The organism is Runella rosea (assembly GCF_003325355.1).
GTDB lineage: Bacteria > Bacteroidota > Bacteroidia > Cytophagales > Spirosomataceae > Runella > Runella rosea.
In genome coordinates, this window is record NZ_CP030850.1 from 276,811 (window position 1) to 289,328 (window position 12,518).

Consider the following 12,518-nt stretch of genomic DNA (forward strand, 5'->3'; position numbering starts at 1 on the left):
GGTAAATTATGATGACTTTGTTGTAAGATTTCAATATAGTGTGATATGATTTCTAGGAAATGTTTAACTTTCGGCTTTAAAAGTTTCGGTTTAAACCAACCACAGTATGTTTCTTCACCAAGTTGGTCACTACCTGCCCGAGCAAGTTGTTGACAACGAACATTTTACCAAGCTGAACGGCCTCTCGGACGAATGGATTGTACAGCGTACCGGAATTCAACTCCGTCGTAAAGCTGCCTCTGCCGAAAACTCTCACACCATGGGAGTAGAAGCGGTGAAGGCATTACTTGATAAAATTGAAATTCCTGCGAGTGAAATAGATTTAATTGTAGGCGCTACTTATACTTCATACGATACAATCGTAACATTAGCTCACGCGGCCCAGCATTTTCTGGAAATTCCTGATATCCCAGTCGTCACGATTTCGTCGGCTTGCTCGTCTTTACTCAACGCGATTGAAGTAGTGGAAGGGTATTTTGCCATGAACAAAGCCACCAAGGCGCTGGTCATTACGTCGGAACACAACACGGGTTATTACAACGAAACCGACACCGTTTCGGGGCACTTGTGGGGTGATGGCGCGGCGGCGTTGTTGATTACCAAAGAGCGCAGCAGCGAAGAAGATTTGGAAATCCGCGCCTTGCTCACGGGCGGTGCCGCTACCAGCGGAAAAGCCACCGAAGCTGTGGTGCTTCGTCCCAACGAACGGGGGGTGATCATGCCTTTCGGGCGGGATGTGTTCATCAATGCTTGTACGTACATGCCCAAGGCAAGTTTGCAGGTGTTGGAGCGGTGCGGACTTACGGTGCAAGACGTGGATTATGTGTTGCCGCACCAAGCCAATTTACGTATCAGTATGAACGTAATGAATACGTTGGGCCTTTCGGAAGATAAACTTATCTCTAATATTCAATATTTAGGAAACACGGGTTGCGCTGGTTGCGCCATCGGTCTTTCCGAACATTGGGGGCGCTTCAAAAAAGGAGAACGAATCGTCATTACCGTTTTTGGGGGTGGGTATTCTTTTGGGGCAATGCTCTTGGAGAAATAAAATAAATTACGCTGATTGCAGCGTAATTTATTTTAGCCATGATTAAACACACTATTTTCAGCCTCCTTTTATTAGGTTGTTGGTTTACTTCGCAGTCTCAACAACAACTTTCAGCCATTCAGCACCGAACAGGTTCCTCTTCCAACCCCCGCGCTTTTCATAGATTGGGGGACAAATTGTTATTTATTGCCGATACAAAAGAATATGGTGCCGAGTGGTGGGTGACTGACGGAACCGATACGGGTACAAAATTACTGAAGGATATTGCTCCGGGCCTAGCAACCACGTTGGTTAGAAATCTTAATACGTCTTTGCTAGAAGTGGAGCGGAGTATAGTGGTTGCCAATGGAATTTTATATTTTCTGACAAAGAATGCCCTTAACCAGTCAGAGCTTTGGCAAACGGACGGTACTACCGAAGGTACTATAAAGATATTTACTTACGAGGGCATCATAGAGCAATTCAGGCCCACACCGCAAAAGGATAAGTTTTACGTAATTGAAAACTTCGCGCTGTATTACCTTGATATTACGGCTAAAACCAAAAGGCGAGTAAGCAATCCTGGTGGGTCAATCACTTTTGTACTGCCTGATTATTACTTAGATACCAATGTCCCCCCCGTATTAGACTATCAATTATACTTCACCTACAACGAGCTGGGAGAATATGAGCTATGGCGTGCTGATGGTACTACTACTGGCAATCAGCGCCTTTTTGCACAACGTATTCGCCTTGGGCAGCCACTCTATAACGTGTATAAAGGGGATGTCTATGTATACAATAGCCAAAATGATAAAGTGCTAATCAAGACCCGTGGAACCACCGCAACTACTGAAGTCTTGATTCCACCCGTGAACCTTTTTCCTGTGTCGTTACAAGAACGTTTTCGCGGAATGACTTCTCGAATCATTGACAATGAGTTTCAACTTATCGAGTTTCCCAATCCTAGTAGCTCCGTTTTAAATCAGTTTATCGTTAAGAATACCACTGACGGTCGTACGTTTCGCAATGTATTGACAAAAACGGATCCTTTAGGCTCTATTTCGGGTGTAGAGGTGTCGGGGAATACCCTTTACTACGCGTCGCAAACATTCATCACCGCGATGGATTTGACCTCGGGAGACACCACAAAGACCTACATTAACTGGACTTTATCGGGACTAGATGTTGCCCGTGCAAAAAAGTTGAGTAATAACTCAGTGGCTTATTTTGTCAAGTCAGCCGATTTTCGGGGGCAACTTTACCTGTTTGATGGGGGCACCCGAAAAATTACTCCGCGTAACGTTTTTGTGTCGCAAATCCTCGAATTTAACAATTCGTTGGTTATTTCGGGAGGGACGACGGCCAAAGGGAATGTCAACCTATATGGGGCGGATTTGAACGGACTAAATTTTAAAGTGAAAGGGAATCTACAACAGGTCGAAGATAATGAAATCCCGCAGTTTATGCTGGGTACGCAATTATACTATATTGGCGATGATGCTGGACCAGGAATTACGCTTAACAAAACCGATGGTCTGACTGTTGGGCAGACCGTAAAAATTCTGAATAACTCACCGACCGTACTTCTCAACGCAGCCGCTTCAGGGTTGATGTATTCAGATGGGCAGCGGGCGTTGTTTTCGTACGTCGACCGAAGCAATAATCGATATATCTGGGTAACCGACGGAACCGCCGCTGGTACAAATTTGCTGGGAAGTATTACCAATGCACAAGATCGGCCTTATGTTTATTCAATTGATAATCAGCTATTACTTTGGTTTGGATCTCTATCGTTTTATAAAGTGGATTTTAGTGGATTGAGACTTGTGCGTTCTTCTACCATTAATACTGTATCGGGAAATAGAAAGACGTTGGCGCTCGACAATAAAGTGCTGTTGTTTGATGAAAAGTCAGTGACCGCGGTAGATGCTAATCTGTCGCTTACCACGCTTGAAAATCGTACCCTTTTCACGGTTGACTCCACGTTGGTACCCTTGGGAATCGGGGCACGTTTCTTTTATTTACGACTTAAAACGTCTGGAAAGCTGGGCGTCATGACTGGAGCCTCTGCGTCTGAAGCCCCGCGTGAGTTAATAGAAATTCCCTCGGCAACGGCTATGTTTAAAGTCTCCGATGGAATTCTTATCCACCGTACAGAAGTAACTTCTGGCGGAAAAATCAGCAGCTTTCTGACTTTTGTGGATGCTAACGGTCAACGTGCACAAGAAATGGGGCCGTTTGATTTTACAACGGTACGGGGCGTGCAAAAAACCGGAAATACCTACACTCTAGCTGTTGTGACGGCCCCCAATCGCCTCAATGTGGCGCTCTTGGATGTTACTGCGAAAACCATTCGTTTCCTGAAAGGCGATGCCGCCGACTCGCAAAACCCCAAGTTTGTTACCTCGGGGTCAGCGTTGTACGTGGTAGGAAGCAATGTATGGAAAGTTCTTCCTGCCAAGGATTCATTGAGTAGGTTGCTGCCAGCAAAGTTTTATCAGAATGGGCGCACGTTTATGCAGGCCCCAAAAATGTACGTCTCTTTTGCCGACCCAACCCCGGAAACTTGGGAGATAGACAGCCTTAAAACCCAACAACTAGGAAATTTCTTTGTTACAACCCAATTCACGGATCTGATTGAAAAGAAAGGTTTTCAGGGCTATACACAAAATAGTAGTGGCCGACAAAACGGAATATTTCTCGTAGAATCTCCAACTCAAACGACATTACTGAAATCATTACCCGCTAATCAGGTTGTTCCCGAACAGGCTTTTTCTGGAATGTTGATTTTCGCCGCCGAAAATGAAGCTGGAGGCAATGAACTTTGGCTCACCGAAGGAACCCCCGAAAGAACCAGACAATGGGCGGATTTAAGAACGGGGGCACTGAGTTCAAACCCTAAAGACTTGAGGGTGATGGGGAATATGGTAGTGTGTTCGGCATTCAGTGGTGACCAAGGTCGGCAACTTTGGAATGTAACCCCTCCTGTGTTGGCTATAAAAACGCCGGAACCGATATTTTCATTAAATGTATTTCCGAACCCGGTCAGTAAAATTGTATCAATTCGTATCACAGACGCTAAAGGAGCATCTATGTACCTCAAAATCTTTGATATAAATGGACGGTTGATTATGGAAAAGTCATTGCCTTCAACAGAGCAAGTGGATGGAATTGATGTTTCGCATCTGCCCACAGGAACGTACATTGTTTGGGTGACCGATGGGGAACGTTGGGCGTCTAAAAAAATAAATAAGTACTGAGCCATGAGATACCGCTTTTTTTTGCTCTCTTTTTTATGGTTGGTTGGGGGAGCGTTATGCGCTCAAAATCAATTGACTGCGGTAAAGCATGTGGCCAATGCCTCTTCCAATCCGCGCAAATTCGTGCGGCTCGAAAATAAGATATTTTTTATTGCCAATACAAATCAGCATGGAGATGAATGGTGGGTGACCGACGGAACCGAAACGGGTACTCAGCTCTTAAAAGACGTGGTGCTGGGCGCGGGTTCGGGGCTTTACTATGCCAACGACCTTACCGTAAATCCAACGGTGGTGGCGGATGGGAAATTTTATTTTACTTCTTTACAAGCTGATGGACAATGTGCCGTGTGGCAAAGTGACGGAACGCCCAACGGCACTGTTCGCCTGGCGCAGTGGGGTGTGGCCATCACAGAATTGATGCCGCTTAATGGTCAACTTTATATTGCGGATAAGGCCCAAAAGATATGGGTGGTTAATCCCTCCACCTCAGGCAGTACCCAACTCGCCGAGCTTGGGTTTGGGGAAAGTGGGGCAGCTTTTTTTCCTCATAACGGCAAAATGTACTTCAATAACAGAAGACGCTCGGCGGTGTTCCAAACGGATGGTACGACCACAGGGACGATACGGGTGGGGGATTTTGGTAGTTTTTCCTCAGAACCGAAAATGTTTATCTGGCGTGATTATTTGTATTATTACTGTAATGCGTTCAATGATGGGCATATAGTTCGGATTAAAAATAACAACCCTGCTACTGCCGAAGTGGTCTACGCCTGGGGATTTGCCAATCCTAATCCGACCCTTAGCCTTAGCGGTGTGATAGAAATGCGGGTAAAGGAGGATAAGATTCAGATTGTAGAACACATCAATTTCTATAGCCCCTCGGTGCGGTTGTTAGAAAGTACCGATGGGTATAACTTTCGTACAGTTGATAAAACCGCTCTGCCAGCTTTAGCAAGCAATTTTTTGTGGATTGATGCCAAATTCTACGGTATTTCAAAGAAGGGAACGCTAGTCATTCGTGACTTTGAGAAGGCTGGAACTACTGAGGTGGCCGATGCTTGGAAAGTGATTCCTGATGTTGTTACAACGCTCAAAAAGGTCGGGAATTTTCTTCTAGTGGGTGGAAGCACCGCCGTTGATATTCCGAAATGGTATAATTTAAAGGATGGGAGATTGGCAGAGGTATCTGTTGCGCCGTCCAATTATGAACTCCTGGCAGATGCAATGGTTCATTCGGGACGTTTGGCCGCCAATGGCGATACAGAGCTGTATAAAACCGATTTGACGACGCTTAAGTCTAACATTGTCAAAAACATCAAAACCGTCGGAAATGATGATTTTGAAATAATACGGGTAGGTAAAAAAGTTTTTTTTCTGACGCGTGATGAAGCCACCGCCACTGCATCAACGTCCCTGTGGATAACCGATGGAACCATCGGTGGAACCACCAAAGTAATAGATATACCGAGTCTTTCAGTATCAAAAGTACTTTCAACGTATCAAGATGGCACGTTTTTATACCTACAAACTCAGGTTGGTTCAAATGAAAGTGCCATTTGGGTAAGTGATGGAACGTCTGAGGGTACGAGGGAATTAAAACGTTTTGCGGGGCCGCAAACTGAACCTATGAAAGTGGTTATTCGGGAAAAACGTCGAATGTTTTTGCATCCTCATGTTTCGTTTATTTATGATAGCGACAGCAAAAATGTCATTGATTTTAAGGTTGGGAGCAATGACAATTGGGGAATTGATTTCAGACAATTATCAAACAAAGTGCTGATTAAGGTGAGTTCTACGTTGTATTCTGTTGATTTTGAGGGAAAATTAACGGTGCTGGAAGCGGGAGGGGTAATATCTCAGCAAACGTGGGCGGCTACCTCAAACAAAGTATTTTACAATCGCTTTATTCGTTTTGATTTCAGCATCGGCGAACCTACCATTGCCCTAATGGTTACCGATGGGACTTTAGAAGGGACCAAAGAGGTAAGCCGTTCATTGTTCGGTGGGTTTAGTGTACAGGCGCTCAAAACGGACGTTATCGTTACCTATACATCCGCAGCCACTCCAACGCGGATATTCGATGCAGCCATTGTAAATGAAAATGCACTCACTTTGAGGAAAGTGATGGCGGGTGGTGCCCGACAGATAGTGGAGATATTCATGGTAGATGATATGGCTGCCTTTCAGTTGGATAATGGCCGTTTTTTTGCGCTTAACACACGTACGGCCTTTATCACTGAATTACCGACCTTGGCTTATTCTGATAAGGCGATTGTACACGAAGGGGAACTCTATATTATAGGGCAGAATTGTAGAAGAATAAACCTTAAAACTTTAGAAACGCGTCTATTGCTGCCACAAGATGATCGATATACTCGGGCGTTTTCATTTTTTCAGGATGGTCGAGACCTTTATTTGTCTTGGGATGGCAGAATCCCCCAGACATGGTTGATTCGCCCGACAGAGGTGCGTAAACTGGGCGAATTTGTTTTAAACCAACGGCCCTTAACATTTAACGGGCGTAAGGCATTTATGGCTTCCAAAACTGGATATCCTCCCATCATGCTTTATACCGCCGATTCGTTGGCAACCCAATTGGCCTACGTACGCGATGTTGAAAATAACGGAGAAGAAGGTTGGACCGTTTTTAATAACTATTTGATTGTAGGTAGCTATGATACGCAGGCAGGCGTAGAGCCCTGGACCACCGACGGTACTCCCGAAAACAGCCGCGTGCTTGATGACTTACAACCCGCAGCTGAAAGCTCTTTTCCTTCCCGTTATTTAGTTAACGACAGTAAGCGCCTTATATGCATCGCGGACGCAGGAGCTATGGGAAAACAACTTTGGGCCTTGCGTTCTCCCATTTTGGCGGTAGCGCCTCCGTTAGTTAATTATCACACATATCTCTATCCCAATCCTGCCTCAACCCATTTTACGGTCATTTCAGAAGTCCCGTTCGAACCTACTTCTCGGTTGTTAATATACAATTCAATCGGCCAAATGATTGGAGAGCACCGCTTGCCCAACAACGCTACCCAAGTGGAAATAGGCCTGAAAAATATTGTTACGGGTATGTATTTTGTAACGATAGACGCAGGCTTAGGCCAAAGAGTTACCCATAAGCTTGTTGTAATACGATGAAATAGAAAAAGATTTGGAAAAAATGTGGGGGAGAATATCTCCTTACCCCAACACTTCTTCGCACAATTTTAAGTATTTTTCCAAATCAGGCTTAGGTAGTCCAGTCACTTTGGCGGCTTCGTCCCAGCGGCGCATCTGGATAATGAGCTCAAAATAAGGGTTTTGCTCAAAGGCTTTGGCTTCGTCTGCCTGCATAGGCCCACCCTGAAATTCCAGTGTTTTGCGGCTGGCGTCGGATAATCCTGCGAAGTATTTGGGGTTTTTGTAGGTCAAATACCGCTTGGCGTTGACGTGATTGGCGACAAGAATGCATACTTTTTCGGGAAAGCCCTGATCGCGCAGCCAATCGGCGGCCACTTCTTCATGGTCTTTGCGACCGTACATCTCCATGAGTTCTTCTTCCTTTTCGGCGGGCATCAAATGGCCGATGTCGTGCAAAAAAGCCGCGGCCTGTACTTCTTTGTCAAAGCCGCCTTTGCGGGCTAGCTCCGCTCCTTGGGCGGCGTGTTCGAGTTGGCTTACGTCTTCGCCGTAGTATTGTTCATCGCCTTGTGATTCAAATAATTGACGAATTTCGGTGATAGATGAAGGCATTTTGGTGTTTATTTAAGGAAGCAAATGTAGTTGTTTATGTCAAAAATTGGGAGGCAGTGGGTGAAATAACACCCACTGCGGCTTTAGTTATTTTGCTGCCGATAATGCTCCCTGCGCTGCTCATCGGGGTCATCCATTTTAGGGCCTGGCTTGGCGGTTTTCCAGTCGTACGTTTTTTTGTAAATTTCCATTGCTTTGTCTACGTCATAAATGCGTTTGTCAGGAATCAGCATCTGATACGGCGTAAAATCGGGCTTGTCAGTAAAAAAATCTTGTAGTAAGGAGGCCGTAGCGTCGTATTGGTTGACGTAGGGTACGCCCAATGTATTATAAACTACTTTCAAAATGGACCCAAAATTGGCGTGGGTGTGCGATACGTGCCCACGCTTTACGTAAGGTCCGGCGAACATCAATACCGAGCGGTGCGCATCGATATGGTCCACGCCCCCCTGCGGGTCGTCTTCAGTAATCACAACGAGCATATTTTTCCAATACGGCGTATGCGAAAGGAATTGTAAGATTCGACCCAATGAAATGTCATTATCGGCCATAAAAGAATGGGGATACGGAAATCCTGCTTCTGGACGGACGCCCGCGCCGTGGTCATTGGGAAGTTGGAGGGCAATCAGTCGGGGCAAATCCACTTTTTTGCCTTTCTGCGGAGTCAGCCATTTTGCGGTAAATTCTTTCTCAAACTGGTCCATTCGGAGCCAATCAGGAATGTTCATGTCAAAACCAGCATAGTTGCGCGAGGTATGCTCAAAAACCGCTTTTTGCAAAGGAAACACCACGGGCTGCCGTGCGCCGTATTCAAAATGGTTCCATTCTTCCGCGACGGCAGCAAACTCATTTCCTTCGCCAAAATTATAAAATGGGATTTTTTTGCGTTCTAGAGCTTCCCATAGTCCGCCAATTTCGTTGTAGTCCTCGGGGTCAATTCCGCCCGTAGCTTTTGGAAAACGCCGTCCGGGTGCTTTAGAGAATGCATTGAAGCTAGAAGAGTGATTGGAATTGGCTTCGACCCATTCGTTGGGGATGACGCCCATCATCCAATGGTGGCCGTGAATGGATGCATCAGAGTCGCAGTAAAAATTATCAGAATACGCAAATTGTTGGGCAATGCGCAGGTGATTGGGCATCACATCTACCTGGCGCAAAGTGTCCGTTTTTGTCGTTACCGTCACATTTGTTCCATATCGAGCGAGCGTAGGGTCACCTTTTGAAAGCTGTCCCAAGACTTCGTCGTATGTGCGGTTCTCTTTGGTAATGTACACAATGTATTTGATGGGACTTGTCCGCGAGCCGGGCAGGGGAGGGAGGGGATTTTTGCCGTCGTCGGTGACTGACACGGTCTCAAAAGTATTGTCGATGGCTTGTTGTGTCCATTTTTTCAATTCGGTGGGTGTCGGGAGCGTAACTTTTTGGAATGTTCCGAGCTGAATGTCGCCGATGTAGGTACCTCGGTCTGGTTTTACAAAACCGCTACCGCCGTTTTGGCCCGCGCCCAATCCCCGGGCAGAGACCACATACAGATTTTTCTCATCGGGCGATAATTTCACTTTGGTCGGTCCCCAACCCGTGGGAATCAATCCCTTTACCCTACGGGTGGTCAAATCAACCACTGCTACGGCATTGAAGCCCAAAAGGGCCACGTATAGCGTTTTTTCATCTTGGGTGAGCGCCATCCCAAATGGCATCAATCCTCGGTACTTGTCAATGCTGGGGTGCACTTTCAGCGCGATATGTCCCGCGATTTTGCGCGTTTGGCAATTGATAATCGAAATGTTGTCATTTGTGGCGTTGGAAACGTAGGCAAAGCGTTTTCCGACCGCAACGGAGTTGGGACTTGCACCGCCCACGATTTCGGCTTCCTCAATCATTTCCCCGATCTGATGTCCAGTTTTAAATTTACCCTTGACTTTGTTGGTGGCTAAGTCTACCATCCAAACGCTCATGGCTTCGGGCACGAGTGGGCTACCCAAGCCAGGGATTTTTCGTCCTTCGACTTCTACTCCTTCGATAGACTCTTTGGTGACGGTTGCGTAAGGGGGAAATTTTAGCATCATGGTGTCTTTGTTTTTGGGCGTTACGCCTGGCACCAAAGGGTACGCATATAATCCAACATTGGCTACAAACGCGTATTTTTTGTCGGGACTTAACGAAAGCCCAAACGGCTGCCGCCCTACGGGAATGGAAGCCGTGATTTTTTTTGTGGCCAAATCAATCCGCACCATTCTAAAATGCGCCCGGTCAAGAACAAGCAGCTCATTTTTAGCAGAATTTAGGATTAAATCTGAAGTAAAACTTTCTTCAAAATTTTGATTATCAATGGGTTGGTTGAGTGAAATGTCGTCAATTTTTTCCTTTTTTTCGGTGTCAAAAATGATAATATTCCCCTTGTCGCCGCCGCTCAGATATACCAGTTTGGAGTCAGTCGCAAAGGCAGCGCCCAAAAATGTGGCACCTTTGAAAGGGTCCGCAAACGTTTTGGCGTAATCGGGAATGCGAAGGGCCTGACGTGGATTTTCGGCATCGATGAGTGAAATAGCGCCGCTGTGCAGTGCCACGACCCGCCTCCCATCAGGACTGACAGCTAGTCCGAAAGGGTCGTTGGTGATGCGGAGGGTAGTGCCGACGGGTGTGACGCGCCGCCCGCTGGGCAGTACCGAGTAGCCGCCTGTGGTGTCAATTTTGCAATACTCGGCTCGGCTCGGTACTTGAAGGGTTTTGATTGTACGGAGTTGAGCGGTAAGCAAAAGGGGGGAAAAGAGAAGAGAAAAGGGGAAAAAGAAACGCATGTTTGGGTAGCAGTTTATAAACAAAAAAAATAAAGCAGGAGATAGACGATCTCCCACTTTATTGTGCATTCTTAACCTATTAAAAAATTACTTCAAAAGCCAAAGCTCATCATTGATGCTCTCAGTAGCTTTGCCGAATTGAGCTTGTACCGCAGTTTTATAGTTGGTTTCGTTGTAGATACGCTCTGAGTTGGGATATAACCAACGGCGCGGAATCACGCCAGAGTTTCCTGTGCCTGGCCCGCCCTTGGCAAAATTGGTTGGGAAGCCAGTACGACGCCAGTTATAGAATGCTTCCATTCCTGAGTTCATAAAAAAGCCGAGGTATTTTTGATTGTTGATTTGTTCCAATCCTTTTGCGTTGTTGCCAGCGTATTTTACCGAAGGCTGGGCGTAAAAGTCGGTGAAATTAAATTTGATGGTATAAGACGCCAATGAAGCATTAGCTCCGTTGCGGGTTTCCAATACGACACTGTTTTCACCGTTTTTAATCTCAAAGAATCCTTGAGAAGCCTGAATTCCCTTTGTGTACCAATCTTCGGCATTTGCCGTAACCCAGCCCCGGTTGGCGGCTTCGGCAATGTTGAAACACATTTCGATGTAGCCGATTTGGATGGTTGCTTCGGGAGAATAGTTTTTGTAATAACGATTACGGTTGATGTACGAATATTGTCCAGCCAGTGCTTTTGTAGACATATCATCCAAGCTTTCTGCGGGATTTGCACCCACAAAAGCGGCGAAGTCCGTTTGGGTGAGTCCTTTTTTCAACTGGGCTTCTGCGGGCTCGGCAATGTAGAACAGACGCGGGTCTTGGGTCGCTTTAAGGAGGTCTATGTTGGTCGTTGACATCTGCTGGCGTGTGGCATCAAACCCGAAGTTGTCGGGGTTGATGGGGTATTTGTTGTACGTAGCATTGTACTTGTACGCCATATTGTCGGCCATTCCCGTCATGATTGGGTATTTAGCGGGATTGTTGATTACTTCGGCAAATTTACCTTTGATGTTTAGCTCTGCGTCGCTTTCTTTTTTGCTCAACGAAACCAGCACGCGCAGTTTGAAGGTATTGACTACTTTTTGCCAAGCCCGAAGATTGTTGCTCAAGTAAATATCACCCTGCAATGAAATATCTCCTGCGGCAATCAACTTGGTCAAGTCATCGTTTGATTCATCGAGCCATTTGAGCGCTTGCACGTAGATTTCCTTTTGCGTATTGTATTTAGGGCTGGTATTTTCGGTGCCTTTCAGTGCTTCATTCATGGGCAGGTCGCCGAGGCGTTGCGTCATCCAAACGAAGAAGTAAGCCTTAAAAAATTTACCCAGTGCCGCGTACGGATTTAAGTCTTTTCCCGTCGATTTTTTGGCTTCTTCCTCCATTTTTACCACGTTTTTAAGCGCGTCAAAATAAGTGCCCGACGTAGTCCAGTCGTATTCGTTGTTGCCGTAATAGTTATAATTGATGGTATAAAACTGATTCCAACGGGTGTCTTTGCCCCAAGGACGTTCGGTCATACTATTAAGGATACCATTGAATACCAAGTTAGCAGGTGAGCTTGCAGGAACGTTGGGGTTGGTTTCCAACTCTTGGAAGGTTTGGCAGCTACTCATGGTCAGAGCGGCAATGGCAAAAATTAAATATATTTTATTGATTTTCATCGTCTTAAAGTTTTGTACGAAAGATTGGTTTTCATT

General features: G+C 45.9%; 6 protein-coding genes. 3 read left to right on the forward strand and 3 right to left on the reverse strand.

What is annotated here, in order from left to right; all coding sequences use genetic code 11:
- The first annotated feature begins 106 nt into the window (after positions 1-106).
- The 3 genes from DR864_RS01340 to DR864_RS01350 are packed head-to-tail and all read left to right on the forward strand — an operon-like array spanning position 107 to position 7,437.
- Positions 107-1,051 (forward strand): 3-oxoacyl-ACP synthase III family protein, encoded by a 945-nt coding sequence (locus DR864_RS01340; RefSeq protein ID WP_114065251.1) that lies wholly within the window; start codon positions 107-109, stop codon positions 1,049-1,051.
- 38 nt (positions 1,052-1,089) lie between these two features.
- Positions 1,090-4,293: a T9SS type A sorting domain-containing protein gene (locus tag DR864_RS01345; protein ID WP_114065252.1), complete on the forward strand. Its 3,204-nt coding sequence runs from the start codon at positions 1,090-1,092 to the stop codon at positions 4,291-4,293.
- A 3-nt stretch (positions 4,294-4,296) separates the two neighbouring features.
- Positions 4,297-7,437, forward strand: coding sequence for a T9SS type A sorting domain-containing protein (locus DR864_RS01350; RefSeq protein WP_114065253.1), 3,141 nt, complete (start codon positions 4,297-4,299; stop codon positions 7,435-7,437).
- A 42-nt stretch (positions 7,438-7,479) separates the two neighbouring features.
- Here DR864_RS01350 and DR864_RS01355 read toward each other — a convergent pair whose 3' ends face one another.
- The 3 genes from DR864_RS01355 to DR864_RS01365 all read right to left on the reverse strand — a co-directional run bounded on the left by DR864_RS01355 (position 7,480) and on the right by DR864_RS01365 (position 12,482).
- Complete coding sequence (locus DR864_RS01355; RefSeq protein WP_114065254.1) at positions 7,480-8,031, reverse strand: phosphonate degradation HD-domain oxygenase; 552 nt, start codon at positions 8,029-8,031, stop codon at positions 7,480-7,482.
- Positions 8,032-8,114: 83 nt separating this feature from the next.
- Positions 8,115-10,829: a bifunctional YncE family protein/alkaline phosphatase family protein gene (locus DR864_RS01360; RefSeq protein WP_114065255.1), complete on the reverse strand. Its 2,715-nt coding sequence runs from the start codon at positions 10,827-10,829 to the stop codon at positions 8,115-8,117.
- Positions 10,830-10,916: 87 nt separating this feature from the next.
- Positions 10,917-12,482: a SusD/RagB family nutrient-binding outer membrane lipoprotein gene (locus DR864_RS01365; protein WP_114065256.1), complete on the reverse strand. Its 1,566-nt coding sequence runs from the start codon at positions 12,480-12,482 to the stop codon at positions 10,917-10,919.
- Positions 12,483-12,518 lie beyond the last annotated feature (36 nt).